Here is a 21159-nt window from a genome sequence, read left to right on the forward strand (position 1 = left end):
GTGGGGTACGAGATGGGGACGGGTTGCGGGCCGGGAAGGCGGCGCGCGTCGTGGTCTGGGCGCGGGTCCGGGGCGACGCCGGGGGCAGCGCCCAGGGGCGCAGGTTCGGGTCGGCCTCCTGGCGGACGATGCGTTCCATCAGCACGGCCATCTCGACCGGGCCGACCCCACCGGGCACCGGGGTGATCCGCTACGGGATCCCGACGGCGCTGGGGTGGATGCCGCCGGCCACCGACCCGTCGGCGCGCGGCATGAACCCGGAGTCCACAACGAGGCGCTGGTGGGCGCCGATGTGCTCGCCGATGTGCTCGCCGGTGAGCAGGTGGGCTGCCCGGTGGCGGAGACCACGATGTCGGCCTTGCGGGCGGCCCGCAGGTCGTCGTGGAAGGCGCCATCGCGGTAGTCGAGGTCCACGCGGGTGAAGGTCTGGGGCCCGCCGTCGTCATCGGGGGAGGAGAACGGCCCGTGGTGAGTGATCCAGACCAGCGATGCGGGGTCCAGGGTGGCGTAGGGCCGCATGGCCGCGAGGAACGCCACGGCGGCCCCGGCCATATCGCCGCTGATCCCGAGACGGTCGGGGTTGTCGGCCAGCTCGGACAGGACCGCGACCGGCGGTTCGGGTGCGGCGCGCAGCACCAGCCGGGCCAAGCAGTGCGCCTGCCCCCCGACGGCATGCTGCCAGGTGATCAGCGCTGCGACTCGTCTGGCCTGCACGGAGTCGAGGACCAGAGTTTGGGTGTCATCGACCATCCGATTCCCCTTTCGTCATGGCGGTCCGTCACCGTGACCGTTCCGATACATACCTGTACCAGATGCATCGGTAATTGCTCGTGGCCAAGGGAAGACAGATCGTCTGATCGACGACCTCACGTGCTGCGTCACACCTAACACTGCCGCTACAGAGAGCTACTTTGCGGCTGGTGACACGAACCCGAGTCCCGGGCCTGGAGGGCCGCATGATTCTCGCTCTCGGCCCGCGGACCCGCCGCGACCTGTGACGACCTGTGACGCCCCTCCGGTCCGGCGCCCGGAGGTGGTCTGATCGACCCATTGACCAACCATTAAGATAGATTTAGTGTAGAAGGGTGCACTGCACCCAGTGGGACACGGCTACCCAGTGGGACACGGCGGACTCACAGGTGTCCGGTTGAACCCCCACTCGTCGCCTGAACCTCGGCAAGCATCCAGCATGACGGCCTCGCTTCGCCAGACCCAGGGTCCGTTCAGGGCGCGCGCCGTCGACGGCGGCCTGTTCCGAACCGTTTTCCGCGGCCATCCGGCCGGCGTGGCCGTCATCACCGCCGACGCGGGCACGGGACCCGTCGGCTTCACCGCGACCTCGCTCGCGTCGCTGTCCGCCGAACCGCCGATGGTGGTCTTCGCCATCTCCTGCGGTGCCTCGTCGTGGCCCCATCTGCGGGTCGCGGAGACCTTCGTGGTGACCCTGTTGTCCTCCCAGCAGGAGGAGGTCGCCCGGCGCTTCGCCCGCAGCGGGATCGACCGATTCGCCTCGCCGACCCGCTGGACCAGGCTGCCCACCGGCGAGCCCCTGCTCGACGGGGGACGGGCGTGGCTGCGCTGCTCCGCCCGGCCACCCGTCGAGGCCGGGGACCATTTCCTCGTCATCGGCCAGGTCCTTGAGGCGGACACCGACCCGGAGGCGTCCCCGCTCATCTACCACGACCGGACCTTCCACGTCCTGCCGTCGTAACCCGCGGCCGGCCAGAGGAGCATGACCGGCTCAACCGGCTCGGCACCGCTCTCGACCCTGCCCTCGGCACCGCTCTCGGCATCGCTCTCGACATCGCCCGCCGAGCGGGGCTCCGGTCGCCGTGGCGCAGGCCCCGGCCGCGCATCGGCACACCACGGAACAACCCACCTGTTCAGCGCGCAGATGCGGAACTATCATGCACAGAGTTTCGTATCTGCGGATTAGATCAGCGACATGGTCCGCGGCTGCGGAAGCCGGACAACGGGTGAACGGGTGGAGGAACGGGACACGTGAGATTTCGCAGGATGAAGACGGCGGCCCTGGCGGTGCTCGGCGCCGGGCTTCTCGCGACCGCCGGATGTGGCGGCAGCGACGGCGGCGCTGCCGCGACGCCCTCCGCCACGGCCAGCAGCGCCGCGAGCGGAGCACAAGGGACCGTCAAGGTGCTCGCCGCCGCCTCGCTGACGGGGTCGTTCACCCAGCTCGGCAAGGACTTCGAGGCCGCGAACCCCGGATCGAAGGTGACCTTCTCCTTCGCCGGCAGCTCGCAGCTGGCCCGGCAGATCACCTCCGGCGCCCCGGCCGACGTGTTCGCCGCGGCGAGCCCGGCCACGATGAAGACCGTCACCGACGCCGGCGACAACGTCGGCGCGCCCAAGGTCTTCGTCCGCAACCAGCTCGTCATCGCCGTACCGAAGGGCAACCCGAAGGGCATCACCGATCTGCCCGCCCTGACCAAGCCTGGGGTGAAGGTCGCGCTGTGCGCCGAGCAGGTGCCCTGCGGAGCCGCCGCGAAGAAGGCGCTCGCCGCCACCGGGGTGAACCTGACCCCGGTCACCCTGGAGCAGGACGTCAAGTCCGCGCTGTCGAAGGTCGCCCTCGGTGAGGTCGACGCCGCGCTGGTCTACCGCACGGACGTCAAGGCGTCGGCGGGCAAGGTGGACGGCGTCGAGTTCCCCGAATCCGCCAAGGCGATCAACGACTACCCGATCGTCGCACTGAAGAACGCGCCCAACGCCGTCGGCGCCACCGCGTTCGTCAACTTCATCCTGTCCGACAAGGCGAGCACCGTGCTGGCCAACGCGGGATTCCAGGCCCCCTGACCCAGGCCCCCTGACCGAGGTCCGCCACGGCCTCCCACGGTCCGGCAAAGGACCTCGCGGCCTCGGGCCCGCGGGACGGTGTCCCCCTCCCGCGGGTTCGAGGCCGCCTCGGGGTTCGAGCTGTTCAAGATCCCTCCGGGCCACCAGGTGTTAGGCATTGCACGAACCGCTCCCTTCGGGGGCGTTGTGGCTGGCCGATGTACGGCGAGGACGAATTCGTGTTCGCCGCTCCACGCACCGGCGCCCGCGGCTACCTACTCAGTCGACGAGGGTCGCGATCTGGCTCTTGCCGCCCTTGCCGATGATCAGATCGCCTTCGAGGTGGCCTTCGAGGTGGCCTGGGACGGCGCACCGCGCCTCCAGGTCAAGGGACACCACGTCCTATCAGATCCAGCCCTGTGACTGGATCCACACGTGGTGCACTGACCTATTGAGACCGCGCAGAAACACGCCATTAATGCTACACAATGCAACAGATGGTTACGCGGAAATGCTCAGTAACGTGATCGACGTCGATACCACGCCTGGTGAGCAGTTCCTCGATATCCCGAGCGGACCAGGCCAATCGCGAGTACCGTCGGAATCTTGCGAACTCTGGCACCGGCACCGACGGCCCGACGGCGCGGAGACATATCGGTCGATCATGCCGACCACTTCCACCGGCCCTGCCGTAACAGACCCGGCTCGGCCAATAGGGAGACGGAGCGGCGCTTCGCGTCGAGCCGTATCGCGGGTGCCAGGTCCTTATGGCAACCATACCCTTACGTTAATGATTAATATGGCCTGGATGGTCGGTCGCAAAGCCGTTCGTGTTAGATATGAACGGATCTGAACGGACCGGAGCGCGGTCACGGCTCCAATACCAGTGCCCGCCCGGGAGGCGCCATGACAACACCGTCCGTCCCTGGGGCCACTGACCTGGCTGGCGCGAGGAAAGGCCTGACATGAGGAAAGGCCAGGTCACCCAGGCGGTGCCGGTGCCGGTGCCGCCGCTGCTGCGTCCCGACGACCGGTTCGGAAACGTCGTCGATCGGATCCGCACCGTCGCCGCGGTCTGCCACGACGTCGTGGCGGTCCGCGACGAACACCGTGCCGTTACCTTCGCCCAGCTCGTCGCCTGGGTGGACGTCGTCGCCGACCGCATCCTTCGGGAGCCCGCCGCGGCTGACCCGGACACGCCCGTCGCGGTGCTGTTGCCCCACGGCGCGAGCGGGATCGCCGCCGTCCTGGGCGTCATCGCGAGCGGCCGGCCCTGCGTGCCCCTCGACAGGATGCATCCCACCGACCGTCTCGCTCAGGTCGTGGGGCTGGCGGGGGCCTCGGTGTGCGTCACCGGACAGACCGGCTCCGCCGACCAGCGGGCTGCCGCCGCGCTGCCGGGGATCGTGGAGACTATCGACGTCGGCGACGAGCGCGTCGCCGACTGGTCCCCGGCGCTGGCTGACCGGGTGGCGTCGACTGCGCCGCGCCGGGCCGATACCGATCCAGCCGTGCTCATCTTCACCTCCGGGTCGACCGGAGTACCGAAGGGTGTCGTGTGGCACCACCGCGCCCTGCTGGGCATCCACTACGCCATCCAGGTCCAGGACGTGATGCGGCTGGTTCCGGGCGACCGTCTGCCGCTTTTCCTGCCCTACTCCTTCATCTCGGGGATGAACCGGACGGTCGGTGGCCTGGTCTTCGGCACCACCCTCGAGATGTACGACCCTCGGGTCCGCGGCGTCCGCGACCTGGCCGACTGGCTGCGCGCCACCCAGCCTGCCGGCATCGTGGCCACGCCAGCGCTGATCCGGATTGTGTTCGGCTGCCTTGAGCCGGACGAGGTGCTCGACGACCTCCGATTCGTCATGTCGGTCGGCGAGGCGATCTACGCCCGCGACGTCGAGTTGGCCCGCCACCACCTACCACCGGCCGCGGCGTTCCTGGTCTCCTACGGAGCCTCGGAGCTCGGCACGGCGACCTGTGCCCCGATCTGGTCGGACGACGACCTGCCCGACGGCGTGATGCCGGCCGGGCGGCCGGTGGTTGACGTCGCGGTGAGGGTGGTCTCGCCGGATGGCATCGAGATGCCGCCCGGTGAGACGGGGGAGATCGTCGTGATGGGCCACTTCATCACGGGGGGCTACTGGCGGGCGCCGGCGGCGAGCGCGTCGCGGTTCGGCATCGGGCCGGACGGCACACCCACCTACCGCACCGGAGACCTCGGGCGCATCGACGCCAGCGGCCAGCTCAGGGTTGTCGGCCGCAACGACGCGGCCGTGAAGATCCGCGGGTACCTCGTCGAGCCGATCGAAATCGAGTCCGCCCTGCTGGCGAGCTCGGATGTGCTCGAAGCCGTCGTCGTGGCCGACAGGACCACGCAGCGGGCCCGCCTGGTCGCCTACGTCGTCCCCGTGACCGGCGCCCGGGTCTCACCGGCCTCGATCAGGCGCCTGCTACGGGCCAAGCTGCCCTCCTACATGGTGCCGGCCACCGTCATGCTGCTCACCGCACTACCGAGGACCGACCGCAGCAAGGTCGACCGACTGAACCTACCCCCCGCCGGTCCGAAATCCGGCCAGGACCCGCCCCGCGACCAGTGGGAGGAGGCCGTCGCCGGCGTGTGGGCCGCCGCCCTGCACCTCGACGACGTCGGTATCCACGACGACTTCGTCGAACTCGGCGGCGATTCCCTCATCGCCGAAGAGCTCCTCACCAGGGTCGCCGACGAACTCGGTGTCAAACTCCCCACCTCCACCGTCGCCGACGCCCCCACCGTCGCCGAGTTCACCGCCCGCCTGCGCAACGCCGGCACCGACGTCCTACGCCACCCCACCGTCGTCCCGCTGCGCACCACCGGCAGCGGCGGGCCCCTCTTCTGTTTCTGCGGCGCCGGCGGCCTCGCTGTCGGCATGCTTGGCTTCGCCCGCCACTTCGACGGCGAACGCCCCGTCTACGGCGTCCAAGCCCACGGCCTCGAATACCGCGGTCTCCCCGACTGGTCCATCTACGCCGCCGCTCGCCGTCACGCCCGCACCCTGCGCCTACTCCAACCCGCCGGCCCCTACTACCTCGCCGGCCACTCCTTCGGCGGCCTCGTCGCCCTCGAAACCGCAAGACTCCTCACCGAGGCCGGCGAGCACGTCGAACTGCTCGTCCTCATCGACAGCTTCCTGCCCGACACGTCCTCCGGCGTCTTCGCGGGAGGAGTACAGCCCTCTCAGCTTCCAGTTCCGGGGGGCCCGACCAGGAGCTCGAATCCGGCTCCAGCCTTGGACCGTGCGGGGGGATCGGCTATGGGCCCGGCGCGCGCGGGGGCTGCCGCACGGGTCCTGCTCGGCTGGGCCCGGCAGGCGGCCCAACTCCCGTTGGCTGGCGTCGTTCAGTTCAAGGGCATGAACCAGTACGACGTCTTCTACAACCAGTCGCGGGTGCTCACGAGGTTCTACCGGCCCAAGCCCTGGAACGGGCGGGCGCTGGTCTACCTGGCTGCCGCCTCGCCGCCGCACCGTACGGAGGCCTGGCGCCCGCTGCTGACCGGCGAGACGACCTACCGCACCGTGGGCGGCGACCACGACACCGTGCTGCGCGAACCCGTCGTAAGCGAGATCGCGGCCGGCATCCGGGCGGTCCTCGCTGGCTGTACCGGTTCCCGCAAGGCGTGAACGGCTGCCGCTTGAGTGCTTCCGGAGTGACTGGCAGTCCTGGCGACCGGGAGAACGCGGTCCCGTGGCCAGGCCGACAGCGAAAGGTCCGTGTTCGTGAGGGTGCAGGACGCAATCAATGTCGAGGACTTCCGGGAACTGGCGCGCCGCAGGCTTCCCCGGGCGGTTTTCGACGCCATGGAGGGCGGCGCCGGCGACGAGGTGTCGCTCAGGCGTAACCGCACGGCGTTCGACCGCATCGAGTTCCGCCCGCGGCCGCTCGCCGACGTCGCCACACGAGACCTCTCGACTACCGTGTTCGGCGAGCGGCTGTCGATGCCGATCATGCTGGCGCCCACGGGCGCGGGCCGCCTCGCGCGCTCGTCCGCGGAGATCGCTGTGGCGAGGGCCGCGGCGCGGGCGGACATCGTGTACATGCAGAGCACCGTGGCAGCCTTCCCGCTCGAGGATGTCGCCGCGCGCTCGACCGGCACGCTGTGGTATCAGCTCTACCTGCCCCCCAACCGCGCCGAGGTCGGGAACCTCGTCCGGCGGATCGCGGCGGCGGGTTACCGGGCCCTGGCCATCACCATCGACACGCCGGTCCTGGGCAACCGTGAACGCGACACCCGCAACAAGCTCATGAGTCGGCCGCCGCATCCCAAGATGCTGCTGCAGGGGGCCAGCAAGCCGGCGTGGGCGACCGATTTCATCCGCGGCAAATTCGACTTCATGGGCAAATTCGACTTCATGCGCGGCCAATTCGGCGCCGGCCGTCCCGGCGGCCCGTCCCGGCTAAGCCTCAACCAGACCCGAGCGACAATCAAATCGTCGTCGGACTGCGTCACCTGGGAGGACGTCGAGCGGATCCGGTCGTTGTGGGAAGGCCCGTTGCTCCTCAAGGGCCTGATGCGCGGGGACGAGTGCGACCGGCTCGTCGAGCTGGGCGTCGACGGTGTCGTGGTCTCGAACCATGGCGGGCGGCAGTTGGACGGCCTCCCCGCGACCATCGATATCCTGCCGGAGGTGGTTGACGCGGCGGCGCGCAGACTCACGGTGTTCCTCGACGGAGGTGTCCGGCGAGGCAACGACGTGGTCAAGGCGCTGGCCCTCGGCGCCGCGGGGGTCTTCGTGGGTCGGCCCTACCTGTACGGCCTCGCCGCGGGCGGCGAGGCCGGTGTCCTACGGATGATTGAACTGCTACGCGTGGAATTCGACCACGCGATGGCGCTGCTCGGCGCCGCGACCGTGGCGGACCTCGACCGCAGCCTCGTCTCGGGCGCACGTATCCCCAGCACCCTCTCACCGTCGACGCGATAGGCCATGCCTGTCGACGGCCGAACTGGGCTGCTTGGCGACCTTCCGTCACCGCCTGCTACCTTAACGGCATGCTCTCCGTGTCGTGGCAGGGACCCGGCACCGCCGGTCTCCGGACAGCCGTCAGCGAACGTTCGTATGCCAGAGGTGTGCACTACGCCCAGCAGAGCGCGGTTACGAGGATCGACTGGGACCCCGACGAGAACACCCTCCAGGGCCGGGTGCGTGGAAGCGGCGGCGAGGTCTACGCGACGAACGCGCAGTTCTCGGGTGACGGTCCGTCCTCTTGGACGTTCCAGTACGGCTCGTGCACCTGCCCGGTGGGCGCCGACTGCAAGCACGTCGTGGCACTGGTGCTGACGGCCACGACAGGCGCGACGGCCACGGCGAGCGCGGCAACGGGTGCGGCGGCGGCCCCCGGCCCATCGGCGCGGCGGTCCGGGTCCTCCCCGCGGTCGGCTCGGCCCCGGCAGGCTCGGCCCCGGCCGTCCCGGTCGGCTGCCTGGACCGAGGACCTGGGAGAGCTGCTGGGTTCCTCGCCCGCCGTCGGCGGCGGCCATGGCGGGGCCGGCGGGACGACGCCGTTGGCCGTCGAGCTGAGCTTCACGGCGGATCCGCCGGCCCACGGCGGCGGGTCCGAGCTGGGCCTGCGGGTCACGGCCCGGCTGGTGCAGCCGGGCCGGAACGGCTGGGTCAACGCCATCGGGTGGGACGCCCTCAACGCGGCGTACCAGACCCGCGAGTACCAGCAGCCGCAGGTACGGCTGCTGCAGGAGTTCTTCGCCGTGTACCGGGCCCATGAGGAGCGGTACGGGTACTCGTACTACTCCTCCTACTCTTCCGGCGGCGCGAAACGACTCGATCTCTGCGCGTTCGAAAGCCGGCAGCTCTGGTCGATGCTCGACGAGGCCGAGGCGGTCGGCCTCCGGTTCGTGCATGCCCGCAAGAAGCTCGGCGACGTGAGCCGGTACGGTTCCGCGGAGCTGTGCCTGAACGTCACCCAGGACGAGAGCACGCAGTCGCTGGTCGTGGCTCCTCTGCTCCGCCTCGGCGGGACGGCGACGGACGCCGCCGTGTTCTCGTTCATCGGCCGCGACGGCCACGGCGTCGTGTACGTCGACCGGGCGGAGGTCCTGGCCTCCGACGACCATCGGGACTGGCACGTCCGGCTCGCGCGGCTCGCCCAGCCGGTGCCGCCACGGCTGCAGCGGATGGCGGTCGGGAACGGGAGCCTGCGGGTGCCCCGCAGCGAGGAGTCCCGCTTCCGCGCGGAGTTCTACCCGCGCCTGCGGCGCCTGGCCCCCGTCGTGTCCAGCGACGGTTCCTTCGAGCCGCCGGAGGTGCCGCCGCCGGCCCTGGTGCTGCACGCCTCCTACGGCGATGACCACGAGCTCGACCTCAGCTGGGGATGGGCCTACGAGGTCGGCGGCGAGCGGATCCACGTGCCGCTGTACGTGACCGAACCGGACGGCACCGAACCGGACGGCACGATGCTGCCCGCCGCGACGCCGCCCGCCGCGGAACCGGACGGGTTACGGGATCCGCGCCAGGAGCAGGACGCGTTGCGGGACGTGCTGGCGGCGCTGGATCTGCCCTCCGGCACGGCCGCCCTGCTCGCCGGTGAACAGGGTTCCGGTCTGCGGCCACGGATGCGGCTGCGCGGCGTCGACACGATGCGCGCGACGACGGAGCTGCTCCCGTTGCTGGCGGACCGGCCCGGGGTGGCCGTCGAGGTCAGCGGTGACCCCGCGGCCTACCGGGAGGCCGGCGACTCGCTGCTCATCGGCCTGTCCACCGACGACGTGGTGGGCGAGACCGACTGGTTCGATCTCGGGGTCACCGTCACCGTGGAGGGCCGGCAGGTGCCGTTCACGGACGTCTTCCTGGCGCTGAGTCAGGGGCAGTCGCACCTGCTCCTCGCCGACGGCGCCTACTTCAGCCTGCAGAAGCCCGAGCTACAGTCGTTGCGGCGGCTGATCGAGGAGGCGCGGGCGCTGCAGGACTCACCCGGCGGTCCGCTGCGGATCAGTCGGTTCCAGGTCGGGCTGTGGGAGGAGCTCGCCGGGCTCGGTGTGGTCGAGCGCCAGGCGCGGTCGTGGCGCCAGCAGGTGACGGGGCTGCTGGAGCTGGGTGCCGAGGGCCAGCTCGAACAGGAGCCGCCGGCGACGCTCGCGGCGACGTTGCGCTCCTACCAGCTCGACGGTTTCCGGTGGCTGGCGTTCCTGTGGAAGTACCGGCTGGGCGGGGTGCTCGCCGACGACATGGGCCTGGGAAAGACGCTGCAGACGCTGGCGCTGGTCTGCCACGCCCGGCAGGCCGATCCCGAGCTCGCGCCGTTCCTCGTCGTCGCGCCGACGAGCGTCGTGTCGAACTGGGCCGCGGAGGCGGCCCGGTTCGCGCCCGGACTGCGAACGGTGGCGATCCGCGACACGCAGCGGCGGCGTGGCGAGGCCCTTGACGAGGCGGTGTCGGGCGCCGACCTGGTGATCACCTCGTACACGCTCTTCCGCCTCGAGCACGAGGAGTACGCGAGCCTGGCCTGGTCGGGCCTGATCCTCGACGAGGCCCAGATGATCAAGAATCACCAGGCGAAGGCCTACCGGTGCGCCCGGCTGCTGCCGGCGCCGTTCAAACTGGCCGTCACCGGGACCCCGATGGAGAACAACCTGATGGAGCTGTGGTCGCTGCTGTCGGTGGCCGCGCCCGGCCTGTTCCCGAACCCGATCCGCTTCCGCGACTACTACGCCCGGCCGGTCGAGAAGCAGAACGACGTCGAGCTGCTCGCCCAGCTCCGACGGCGGATCAGGCCGCTGATGATGCGCCGCACCAAGGAACAGGTGGCGCCCGAGCTCCCGCCAAAGCAGGAACAGGTCCTGGAGGTGGACCTGCACCCGCGGCACCGCAGGCTCTACCAGACCTATCTGCAACGGGAACGGCGGAAGGTGCTGGGCCTGGTCGACGACATGAACCGCAACCGCTTCACGATCCTGCGCTCGCTGACCCTGCTGCGCCAGCTCAGCCTGCACGCCGGCCTGGTGGACGACCACCACGCAGACCTGCCGTGCGCCAAGATCGACGCTCTGTTCGAGCAGCTCACCGACGTTGTCGACAGTGGTCACCGGGCCCTGGTCTTCAGCCAGTTCACCGGATTTCTCGGCAAGGTACGCGAACGGTTGTCCGCCCTCGGTGTGGAGCACTGCTACCTCGACGGCCGGACCCGCGACCGGTCCACCGTGCTCAAGCGGTTCAAGACGGGGTCGGCCCCGGTTTTTCTCGTCAGCCTGAAAGCCGGCGGGTTCGGCCTGAACCTGACCGAGGCGGACTACTGTTTCCTGCTCGATCCGTGGTGGAATCCCGCGACCGAGGAACAGGCGGTCGACCGGACGCACCGCATCGGGCAGTCCCGCAACGTCATGGTCTACCGCCTCGTCGCCCGGGACACGATCGAGGAGAAGGTGATGGCGATGAAGGACCGGAAGGCGCGGCTGTTCTCCAGCGTCATGGACGACGGTGACGTGTTCAGCTCGACGCTCGACGCCGACGACATCCGCGAGCTGTTCGCCTGACGCCCCCGGACCGCCCCCTGCCTCGTGGCCGGTGGCCTGACGGGCGCGGGCGGGTTCACCCGGTTCCAGCGGTTCGCCTGGTTCCACCGATGGGCGCCCATCGGGGCCTGTGGCCGGGCCGTCGACCGGCAGTTAGGCGAGGTCAGGGCGTCGGCGCCTGTCAGGGTGACGACGTCGGGTTCCACGCACCGGGGCGGACCTCTACGGTGATGCCTCGTGCGGGTCATCTGGGCGGCGTTGGCCGCGATCGTCGTGTCCGTCGGGGTACTGACCGGCTGCAATGCGTCCCCCGCGGCGGACGCGGCCGCGGGGGACGCGGCCGCGGGGGACGCGGCCGCGGCGGGGACATCGGTGAGCACGTCGGCGGTGCCGATCGCGGCCGCCGGGGAGTGCGGGGGCAGGGTGACCGACCTCGCCGGGGTCGAGAAACTCCTCTCCGAACCGGTCGGCTGCCCGGGCGGCACGAACAGCTTCTGGCACGGCGAACTCGGCGACGCGTGGACACCACCGCGGTTCGTCCCCTACCGGGACGGCCAGGTTCCGCAGGACGCCTGCGGCGCGCAGGTGAACGATCCCAAGCAGTTCGCGGACAACGCACTGTACTGCCAGCTCGACGACACCGTCGCCTACAGCGTCGACTTCATGACGGAGCTGTTCCAGGCGGGTGGAGCGTCCTACCCGCTGTTTGTGATCATGCACGAGCTGGGCCATCGGGGCAACCGGATCGGCGGGACGATCGGCGTGGTGTCGCGCGCGGAGGAGAACCAGGCCGACTGCTTCGCCGGCCGCCAGGCCAAGAGCGCGCACGACGCCAAGCGCATCGCGTTCACCGACGCGCTGCAGGGCGCGCTGCTGTTCTACAGCATCGGCGACACCCGCGACAGCGGCTGGTTCGACCAGGAGGCGGCCTCCGCCCCCGGCGCCCACGGCACCCCCCGTCAACGCGCCCAGGCCTTCTCCTTCGGCTACCTGCGCGACAGCGACACCTGCCACCGGCTCGGCCAGTCCAAGAGCGGAAGCGTGCCGCTGTTCTGACCCAGATACGCCAGTAGTGGTGGCAGGCGCGGATCTTCGGTAGGTCTGAGGTGATGTGAACCTGGCTGGCCCGGTTGATCGCTTCGTCGCCGTCGCCCAGTTCGACTGCGGCAGCGACGACGTGCACGCCGGTGTTGGCCGGGCCGAAGGCGGGGAGTGGTTGGGTAGGGAGCTGGCGCGGTGGCGGGTGACCGCTCCGTTTCCAGCTCCCTCCCGTCGATTCCGTGCATGCGGTTCTCCCGCACACGGCTCACCGACGTCTTTCACCGCCGGCATTCGGTGATCTCCAGGGGCGGTTCGGTCTGGGAGCAAGGACGGTCCCGTCGACCCCATGGACGCACACACCAGCAAGGCCCCGCGACTGTCGGACCCTCAGCGCCCCGCCCAGTCAAGTCGGCACGCAGCCTCAGCAGGCCAGCACATCTGGTGTGAATCCAGTCACATGGCAGGATTTGGTAACAGGGTTCCCCGATCCGAAGGATCGTTGCGTGGCACAGCATTGACAGTGGGTGATCATGGAGAGGTTGCCGGGGTTGCTGTTGCGCTAGCCTCGGACCTTCACCGGATTGATCGTCTGTTGGTGGAGATAAGCGGGAAAGTGCTTCTGAGCAGGGCGGATCGTGCTTGCTGAGGGCCCGATCGATCCCGTATCGAGGCGCGCCTTCGCGGCAGGCCAGGGCGAGTCCCAGGCATGGATGGTTTGTCTCGTCAGTCCAGGATCTGGAGATGTTCGCCAGTTCGCCGATGCGGACGTCGGTGTTGTACCAGGTCAGCAGCCTGTCGATCATCTCCTGGATAGGGGATCGGTCTTCCCGGCGGTGTGGGCGACGACGAGGGTGTTGACCTCGTGGAGCAGATCAATCAGCCGGCTCCCCCACTTCTGGGCGCCCGGCGTGAGCTCGCCCTTTAACCTCCGACTGTCACGTTGCGTGATATCTGCTGGTGTTGTGGGGTGGTTCGGCGTGTCCTCGTGACGTGGAACGATCTTCGGAAGATCGTGCTCTCGCCAAAGAAGCCGTGATCGAACCGAAGGTCGTGATGGGCAGTGTGCAGGACGAACCAGGACGCGTCGAGGCTCTGGGGAGGCTGTGTCGCTTCCGGCCGGAGTTCTATGGCTGTCTGGTCCACCGCGCGGACGCGCTGTCCGAGGTGACGGACGCGGTGCTGTGCACCGACGGCCCGGTCCGGAAGCCAGACCAGCCGTCGAGGATCCCGGTGCCATGGGGGGAGGGCGGCTGTGCCGTCACGGGCCGCGTCGTTCACGAGACGGCGCAGATCGGCGAGGCGGCGGTGGGCGGCCCGGTCGAGGCGAGGCCGGCCAAGCGCGGTGCGATCACCGTTGGCGAGTGTGCGTGCCGCCGTCGCCGCCCTCAGCGAGGCCACGACCAGCCGCTGGTCCGGCTCATGGGCCGCGGTCAGCGTGGCGAGGACCAGGTCGCTGTCGGCGGCGAAGACATCCTCGGCTGCCTCGATCGCCGACGGGCCGCCGTAGCGTTCGATCTCCTGGTCGTAGGGCTCGACGCTGAATCCGTAGGCGAGAGCGTCCGTCACCAGGCGCGCGCCCCATTGGGAGACTTCGGGCAGGAGTTTGCCGCCGAGTACGGCCGGGGCCCCGTGGAAGCGGACCCGCAGATGGGGGTCGAGGGCCTGGGTGCGGTAACGCAGCCAGAACCAGCGGTCGAACATGCCGCGCGTGCGCGGGAGGAGCCTGGCGAGGTCGGTGAGGATTTCGTCGTGCTGGGCCGCCGGTGCGCCGATCGCGAGCGACAACCACGGGCCTCCCGGCAAGTAGTGCCCGGCCCTCGCTGGCCGGGGCAGCGTGATGCTCGGACGAGTCGGGGCCGGCGGGGGCGCCGTGGCGGCGAGCGGGATGACGAGTTCGAGTAGATGGCGTCCGGACCGTCCGGTGACGATCACGGTCGGAGGCGGCGGGACGGTGGAGGTCTGCCAAGAGCGCAGCTGCGCCGGCCAGGCCGCGGTGTCGCGCGCGGCGAACGACCTTCGGAAGTCCGTCAGCGGCCTCGGCAAGCGCCACCGCGCAGGGGCGAGAATCGTCGACCGGTACCGCACCCGTGGCTGGAACGCGCTGTCACGCAGCGACCCCCAGGAGAACAGGCGCCACGGGCGGCACCACCTGGCGGCGGCGGGTCGGTGCCGGGCAGCGCGAGCGCGGCAACGGTGGCATCGTCCAGGATGATTTCAGTCCGGCCGTGGGCGGTCGCGTCACCGAGCAGAGCGGCGAGGGCCGCGAGGCGTTCCACGGGCGTGTCCGCGGGTTCGATGCTGGTCTCGATGCCCTCAGCCCCCAACCCGATGACCGGATCGATGACATCGACGAGCGGGACGAACCGGCCGTGGCCCCACCGATCGACGAAACGGGCGTGGTAGGCGGCGAGCGTGGGCTTGGTACAGCTCATCATCCACATCACGCTGACGGCCTCGGCGGCGTCCTCCAGCAGCGCGCGCGGCACGGTGACGGCCGCGTCGGCGGCGACGTCCACGCACAGCGGGTTGTCCTGGCCGCAGATGCGGGCAGACGCCTCCCGCGCGGTGCTAGTTCATCCAGCCACGAATGACCGGGTTCAGCCACCCCGCGAGCGCCGCGACGTCCTCGGTCGTGCGCAGGTTGATCCGCCATCGACGGATCTCGTCCCCCATCTTCTTGAGGGCCTTCCGGCTCACCGCTGACAGGAATACCGTGAACATCTGCCATATTTCGGACCCGACTTGTTCACTCGTCTCTTCCCAGGCATACGCCTGGTTACTCGAAGAAATCGCCTGGATGAGCTTGCCCCTTCGCTCCACCCCCATTACAGGGACTTCACCACTACACTCCCTAACTTCATCAACTGGGTGGACTGGTGCACGGCCGCGGACACCGGCGCCGCGCTGCTGCGGCGGGTGAAATCGAACCTGCGTCTACCCCACACCCCGGAAAGAACCCCGGCGCCGCACCGGTCACATCCACCGGATCATCTGGTCACGATCCGTTCCCCTGGTCACGTCGCACCGACCGAGACGGCCAGCGCCGGACGGACCGGGGCGGGCAGCCATCCCGCTCCGGGCCGGTTCGGCACCTGACGCCAGCCCAGGCCGGGCACGAGCAGGGCCAGCTCCCCGGAGGGACGCCGGGCCAGCGGGATCCGCTCCTCCCAGCGTGCCGCACCGGCTCCCGTCGGCACGGTGAACCCGACGACGAGCTCGTCGGGCAGCGTCGCACCGGCGACGCCGAGCTCGTCCGGTCCGAGCGGAGTGCCGGTCGTCACTGTGAAGATGTGCGTAATCCCGGGAGCGTCCGCGGGCCCGAACTGGACGGTTCTGGTCGTGGCACCCAACCGGATGTACAGGGTGCCGCCAGCACCACCAGCACCACCAGCACCACCAGCACCACCGGGATCGCGCGCCGTCACCTGGACACGGACACGGTTGCCGGCGACCTGGCGCAGCGCGGTGAAGGACCCGAAGTAGCTCGCGGGCGCGGCCGGGTCGACGATCTCGTCGGGGCGCAGCCGGTAGACCGCCCGGCCCGGCATCCGGTCGGGCAGGGTGGCCGTGCCGGCACCGATGTCGGCGGCGTACAGCACCGGCCCGGCGAGGTCCGGGGTGTTCCGCAGCATCTGGTACGGCACCTGGGTGTAACGGCTCGGGACGCCGGGCGTCACGACGACCACCGCCGGGGCCGGGTAGCGGTCCGGCAGCAGCGCGTCAAGGAACGCGTTGCGGTCGTTCACCCATCGCTGGCCGGCGACCTTGTCCGGGATCGCGTCCACAGTGAGGAGGATCAGGCCTGCGGCGGCGAGGACCGCGATGACGGGTCCGCGCAGAACGGGTCCGCGCGGGACGGTCCGGGCCGGCGGAGCGCCGGTGCCGGGCCACGGGGAGAACCACCGTTCGCTCATGGACCACACCCGGCGGGCGCCGTCGGCGGCGAGAATCATGATCGGGGCGAACGCGGCCAGATGGTAGTGCGGACCGAGACCGTTGAGCAGGCCCGGCATCGCGAACGCCGAACCCCACCAGAAGAAGTAGCCGCCACCGACGGCGGCGACGATGACGACCAGCAGGACGCGCTCGGGACGGCGGTGCGCCCGCAGCGCGCCGAAGATCGCGAGTACGAGGACCGCGACGCCCCCGAACACCCAGCTCGGGGCCGCCGCGACGGTGCCGTGCAGGGCCTCGAGGGCGAGTCGGCGGGTGAACAGAAACGTCGGCTCCGAGGGCAGGATGCGACGCGGCCCGAAACCGAAGCGGTCCAGCGGATCGGAGGCCGACAGCGGCGCCCGGAACGCAGAACCGGTCACCCGCCGGCAGTATGCCAGGAGCACGACAACGAACGGCGCCAGGCCGGCGAGTGCCCAGGCGGTTCGGTGCGCCACGGCACGCATGAACCGGCCACCCGCGGACCGGCCACCCGCGGACCGCCACAGCCGCGCCAGCACGAACACCACGACGGGAACGGCGACGATCACCGCGTCGAAGGGCCGCAGGAGCAGGACGAATCCCAGGCCTGCCCCGCCGCCGATGAGCGACAGCCGCGCCCCGGTCCGGCCGCCACGCAGCAGCGCCGCGCACGCCAGGGTCAGCGTCGCGGCTCCGCACGCGTAGGCGAGGGGCAGCGAGGTGTGTACCAGGACGAGCGGGGACAGCGCGACGAACACCGCCGCCGTGACCGCGGTGACCGCGTCGTCGAAGAGCTCGCGGGCCAGCCGGTACGTCCCGGCCACCCAGCCTGCCGCCACCAGGGCCGGGGCGACGGCCATGGTGGCGAACAACGCCTGGGACGCTGCGAGCAGCGCCGGCCACCCGGGCAGGTACTTGGTGAACACCCGCCCGTCGTGCTCCCCGGTCAGCCAGGGCCGGAAGAACGGCTCGACGGTGGTCGCGTCCAGGGTGAGGCGGCCGTCGAGCAGCATGCGCGCCTGCAGGACGTAGGCCGCCTCGTCCGCGTCACCCGAGCCGTGCCGGTACAGCGTCGCCTGCAGGACCAGGCTGACGACAAACGAACACCCGCAGATGGCCGCGACGATCAGCGCCGGCGTGCGGCCCGACCGGCGGGCCCGGCGGCGGGCCGCCGTCGACCCGCCGTCCATCTGATGGACCGGCTTCGACGCACACCGACACGGCATAACAGACAACGGCATAACAGACATAAGCGTAGACAGCCGGTAACTGGCCACGACTGCCGGGTACCAGGTCACCGGGTTCCGGTCACCGGCGGGTCCCGACGTTGACAGCGGGTCAGCGCGGCCCGATGCCGGGCGGGACGGCGTCACCCCGGGAGGCCCGTCGGGCCCAGCGGTAGGCCTCCTTCTCGCTGCGGGAAACGACCACGTCACGCTGCCGCGGCATGACCACGTCACCCTGCCGCGGCGCCTCGCAGACCGTCAGCCGGACATGGCCCGAGCGAGCCCGCGGCATGCGCAGCACCCGGCCGGCGGCGTGCGCGGGCGGCCTGCGCGACGCGACGAGGTAGGAGTACTTCTCGTCCTCGTACCCGAGCGCACCGTCCTTCATCGCCCGGTGCAGTGCGCTGCGCTCGACCCGCCGGCCGAAGTGGCACCAGTCCCCCGCCGTCATCGGGCAGTCGTCGTCGGCAGGGCAGGGCGCGGTGATGGTCGCGCCGGTCTCGACGAGCGCCGAGCGCGCGGCGCGGATCCGCGCGAAGCCGGCCGGGGTTCCCGCGTCGATGATGACCAACTCCGCCGCGGTGGCCCGCCACCACGCGGCCACGGCTGCGGCCCGGTCGCCGTCGGCGAGCTCGCCCAGCACATAGGCCGCCACTGTCAGGTCGGCCCGGTCCACGCCGTCGCCGGGCGGGGTGAGCACGGACGTGCGCTGCCAGGTCGCGCTGCCCAGCGCCGGCGCGCCACCGCGGCGGGCCAGCCGGCGACCGACGTCGATCATCAGCGCGGACCGCTCGACCAGGACGGCCCGGGTCACGCCGGGGAAGACCGCCAGCGCGGCCCAGGTCGCCGTCCCGGGACCCGCGCCCAGGTCGAGGACGGACCCGGGCCGCCAGTCCGGGCGGCGCAGCGCCACCTCACCGAGAACCGCGCGGGTGACCGCCAGCGTCGCGGGCAGTCGGGCGGCGAGGTAGGCCCGGACGTGATCCGCCGTCAGCTCGCCGTCACCCGGTGTGGCGGCGTTCGCGCGATACCGGTCGGACAACTCCCGGTAGGCACGGGACATCGCCCGCGCCGGCGGGGTCCCCACGGACGCGCCCGTCTCGGCCGCGACCGCGGCGAGCAGACCGGCCACCACACCCTCGCGTCCCTCGTATCCCTCGTATCCCTCGTATCCCTCGCGTCCCGACCCGTACCGCACGCTCGAAGCGTAGCCGCGGTGCCACGGCCCCGAACGAAATACGCTGACGCGAATCCCGCCCGGGGTGCCGCCGGTGCCCGTGGTGGGGGTCACGTCCAGGTCGACAACGTTGACCGACGAGCCGACCGGCGGGGCAAGCCGACGGGTCAGAGCGAGGGCCCCGCGGTGGCCGCGGGAACCAGCCCGGCCGAGACGGTGTCGATGACGGCGGTCTGCTGGTCAGACAGGTAGAAATGGCCACCGGGAAAGACCTTCAGCGTGAACGCACCGGTCGTGTGCGCCCGCCATTGTTCGGCCTCGGCCACGGTGGCCTTGGCGTCGGAATCCCCGACCAGCACGGTAATCGCCGTGCCGATCACCGCGTCCGACGGGGCAGAATACGTTTCGATCGCCCGGTAGTCCGCCCGGGTGGGCGGCAGGATCAGCTTCATCATTTCGGGGTCGGCGAGGATGCGCGGGTCGGTTCCACCAAGCGCACGGATTTCCCGCAGGAAACCCTCGTCGTCCAGGAGATGCACGGATTCGGCGCGGGAGGTCGACGGGGCTCTACGGCCGGATGCGAACAGCACGAACGGCACCGGGCCGCCCGCCGCCTCCAGCCGGCGGGTCACCTCGAAGGCGACGGTCGACCCCATACTGTGACCGAAGAACGCCAGCGGGCGGTCGGTGAGGGGACGCAGCACGTCGGCAATGCGGTCCGCGAGGGGTTCGATGGCCGTCTCGGGCCTCTCCGTCCGCCGGTCCTGGCGGCCCGGATACTGCACCGAACGCACCTCGGCGACCGGCGACAATGCCCTGGATAGCGGAACGTAGAAGCTTGCCGCGCCGCCCGCATGGGGAAAACAGACAAGCCGCGGGGCATTCTCCGGCGCCGGATGGAAACGCCTCAGCCACAGATCGACGTCACTGGACACGGCCACCGCCGCGGTCGGATACTCGCATGAGAATAGTACACCGCTCTCGTGATGGAATCGAATTATCCGGGGAATCCCTCAGTCTCCAGCTTAGGCGATGCAAGGGTTCCCGGGGCTCTTTTCGACTCGGCGTTCGACACATCACCTCCGGCAACAGGACCACTCGGTGGCGGGCGGACCGGTGTGGGAAACGGGAAAGTGCGGCGGGTTAGCAATGGCCGAGACTGTGGACCGTGACCAACCCTCCACAGTTCGGACGCCGGGCGCCGAAGCGCCGGGGCGTGGCGGGTCGTCGACGGCCGCGGCCCGCGTGCGGTCCACCACCAGTGTGGCAATCGCGGCGGCGACCGAAACGAGACCTCCGATGTAGAACCCGGCGCGGGCGCCACGGTGCTCGGTGAGCCAGCCGACGAACAGGGCACCCAGCGGCGTCGATCCCTGCAGGATCAGGGTATAGATCGCCATCACCCGGCCTCGGTACTGCGGATCGCTGCCGAGCTGGATGCGGTGGTTCGCCGCCTGAGCGAAGTAGATCGTCGCGAAGCCGGTAGGGATCAGGAGCACGGCCGCCGTGGCATAGCTGGGCGCCCAGCCGGTCACCGTCTCCAGCAGGCCGAACGCGAGCGCGGATCCGATCACCGTGCCGGCTGACGGGCGGGTGCGGCGGGCGGTCGTCACGAGGGCCGCGAGCAGCGATCCGGCGGCGAGCCCGCTGGTGAGCAGCCCGAAGGCCGCCGCGTCGGCATGAAATACCGTCCTGGCGAGCAGGGGCACGGTGAGCTGGAAGTTCAGGCCGAACAGCCCGATCGTCGCGACGAGTCCAAGCACGAGCACCAGGTCCTCCCGGCCGAGCACGTACCGCAGTCCGTCGACAACGCGGGTGGAGGTCGCCCGGCGCGCGTCGCGGTGCATCTCGGCCGGGCGCATCATCCGCAGACCCACCACCGTCGCGAGGTAGCTCACGGCGTTGAACATCATGACCGGGCCGGTACCGAAGCCGCCGATCAACGGGCCGGCGACGGCCGGGCCGGCGGCCCGGGCGATGTTGAAGTACGCCGCGCTCAGCGCCGACGCGTTGGGGAGGAGGTCGGCGCCGACCAGCTCGCTCACGAATGCCATCCGGGTCGGCATCTCGACGGCGTTCACGAGGCCGAGGCCCAGGGCGAACAGGCAGATGTGCCACAGCCGGACCGTGCCGGTTAACACCAGCAGCGACAGCGCCAGGGCGAGCAGTCCGGAGGCCAGGTTCGCGACGGTCAGTAGCCGGCGTTTGTCGTAGCGGTCCGCGAGCCTTCCGCCGTAGAGGGTCAGCAACAGCATCGGGGTGAACTGCAGGGCGGTCACGAGGCCCAGGGCTGTTCCCGAGTCGCCGCTCAGCGAAAGGACGAGCCAGTCCTGGGCCACGACCATCATCCAGGTTCCCGTCACGGACAACACCTGGCCACCCGCGAAGAGCCGGAAATTGTAGACGGACAAGGAACGGAAGGTGCCCTTGATGATGGTCTTCTCCTCGGGACGACGAAGTCATGAGGCGAACAGCGCGCCCGGCCCCACTGCCCACATCGA

The 21159-nt window shown here is 70.4% G+C and carries 12 protein-coding genes and 3 pseudogenes; 7 read left to right on the forward strand and 8 right to left on the reverse strand.

Going from position 1 to position 21159, the window contains the following annotated elements; genetic code table 11:
- Nucleotides 1-138 precede the first annotated feature (138 nt).
- Entirely contained in the window at nt 139-750 is a 612-nt protein-coding gene (locus AC08OO_RS04910; RefSeq protein ID WP_476609952.1) for a hypothetical protein, read from the reverse strand.
- A gap of 439 nt (nt 751-1189) precedes the next feature.
- Here AC08OO_RS04910 and AC08OO_RS04915 point away from each other — a divergent pair, with 439 nt between their 5' ends.
- From AC08OO_RS04915 to AC08OO_RS04945, 7 genes and pseudogenes are all read left to right on the forward strand, one after another.
- Nucleotides 1190-1711, forward strand: a complete 522-nt coding sequence (locus AC08OO_RS04915) for a flavin reductase family protein (RefSeq protein ID WP_476609951.1) — start codon at nt 1190-1192, stop codon at nt 1709-1711.
- 290 nt (nt 1712-2001) lie between these two features.
- Nucleotides 2002-2814 (forward strand): molybdate ABC transporter substrate-binding protein, encoded by an 813-nt coding sequence (gene modA / locus AC08OO_RS04920; RefSeq protein ID WP_476609950.1) that lies wholly within the window; start codon nt 2002-2004, stop codon nt 2812-2814.
- 944 nt (nt 2815-3758) lie between these two features.
- Complete coding sequence (locus tag AC08OO_RS04925) at nt 3759-6458, forward strand: AMP-binding protein (protein WP_476609949.1); 2700 nt, start codon at nt 3759-3761, stop codon at nt 6456-6458.
- Nucleotides 6459-6554: 96 nt separating this feature from the next.
- Nucleotides 6555-7757 carry an alpha-hydroxy acid oxidase gene (locus AC08OO_RS04930; protein ID WP_476607705.1) on the forward strand — a complete coding sequence of 401 codons (1203 nt, stop codon included), beginning with the start codon at nt 6555-6557 and terminating at the stop codon, nt 7755-7757.
- Nucleotides 7758-7825: 68 nt separating this feature from the next.
- Entirely contained in the window at nt 7826-11320 is a 3495-nt protein-coding gene (locus AC08OO_RS04935; protein ID WP_476609948.1) for a DEAD/DEAH box helicase, read from the forward strand.
- A gap of 216 nt (nt 11321-11536) precedes the next feature.
- Complete coding sequence (locus tag AC08OO_RS04940; RefSeq protein ID WP_476609947.1) at nt 11537-12355, forward strand: neutral zinc metallopeptidase; 819 nt, start codon at nt 11537-11539, stop codon at nt 12353-12355.
- A 1038-nt stretch (nt 12356-13393) separates the two neighbouring features.
- Nucleotides 13394-13543: pseudogene (locus tag AC08OO_RS04945) on the forward strand (NF041680 family putative transposase); the annotation flags it as partial.
- Here the strand turns inward: AC08OO_RS04945 and AC08OO_RS04950 are convergent.
- From AC08OO_RS04950 to AC08OO_RS04980, 7 genes and pseudogenes are all read right to left on the reverse strand, one after another.
- Nucleotides 13502-14470 (reverse strand): annotated as a pseudogene (locus tag AC08OO_RS04950) (thiopeptide-type bacteriocin biosynthesis protein); the annotation flags it as partial. The pseudogenes AC08OO_RS04945 and AC08OO_RS04950 sit on opposite strands and share 42 nt — an antisense overlap.
- Nucleotides 14368-14895: pseudogene (locus AC08OO_RS04955) on the reverse strand (lantibiotic dehydratase); the annotation flags it as partial. The pseudogenes AC08OO_RS04950 and AC08OO_RS04955, both read right to left, overlap by 103 nt.
- Nucleotides 14896-14908: 13 nt before the next feature.
- Nucleotides 14909-15061 carry a group II intron maturase-specific domain-containing protein gene (locus tag AC08OO_RS04960; protein ID WP_476609946.1) on the reverse strand — a complete coding sequence of 51 codons (153 nt, stop codon included), beginning with the start codon at nt 15059-15061 and terminating at the stop codon, nt 14909-14911.
- A gap of 293 nt (nt 15062-15354) precedes the next feature.
- Entirely contained in the window at nt 15355-17445 is a 2091-nt protein-coding gene (locus AC08OO_RS04965; protein WP_476609945.1) for a DUF7846 domain-containing protein, read from the reverse strand.
- A gap of 148 nt (nt 17446-17593) precedes the next feature.
- Nucleotides 17594-18679 carry a small ribosomal subunit Rsm22 family protein gene (locus AC08OO_RS04970; RefSeq protein WP_476609944.1) on the reverse strand — a complete coding sequence of 362 codons (1086 nt, stop codon included), beginning with the start codon at nt 18677-18679 and terminating at the stop codon, nt 17594-17596.
- A 146-nt stretch (nt 18680-18825) separates the two neighbouring features.
- Nucleotides 18826-19599, reverse strand: a complete 774-nt coding sequence (locus AC08OO_RS04975) for a thioesterase II family protein (protein ID WP_476609943.1) — start codon at nt 19597-19599, stop codon at nt 18826-18828.
- Nucleotides 19600-19734: 135 nt separating this feature from the next.
- On the reverse strand, nt 19735-21069 hold the full coding sequence (locus AC08OO_RS04980) for an MFS transporter (RefSeq protein WP_476609942.1): 1335 nt from the start codon (nt 21067-21069) through the stop codon (nt 19735-19737).
- Nucleotides 21070-21159 lie beyond the last annotated feature (90 nt).

It is taken from the genome of Frankia sp. CeCAU1 (assembly GCF_977971845.1).

Bases quoted from the DNA above. Each gene is read 5' to 3' on its own strand.
- AC08OO_RS04910 (WP_476609952.1), bottom strand. From the start codon at position 750: ATGGTCGATGACACCCAAACTCTGGTCCTCGACTCCGTGCAGGCCAGA.
- AC08OO_RS04915 (WP_476609951.1), top strand. From the start codon at position 1,190: ATGACGGCCTCGCTTCGCCAGACCCAGGGTCCGTTCAGGGCGCGCGCC.
- AC08OO_RS04925 (WP_476609949.1), top strand. From the start codon at position 3,759: ATGAGGAAAGGCCAGGTCACCCAGGCGGTGCCGGTGCCGGTGCCGCCG.
- AC08OO_RS04935 (WP_476609948.1), top strand. From the start codon at position 7,826: ATGCTCTCCGTGTCGTGGCAGGGACCCGGCACCGCCGGTCTCCGGACA.
- AC08OO_RS04960 (WP_476609946.1), bottom strand. From the start codon at position 15,061: ATGTTCACGGTATTCCTGTCAGCGGTGAGCCGGAAGGCCCTCAAGAAG.
- AC08OO_RS04965 (WP_476609945.1), bottom strand. From the start codon at position 17,445: ATGGACGGCGGGTCGACGGCGGCCCGCCGCCGGGCCCGCCGGTCGGGC.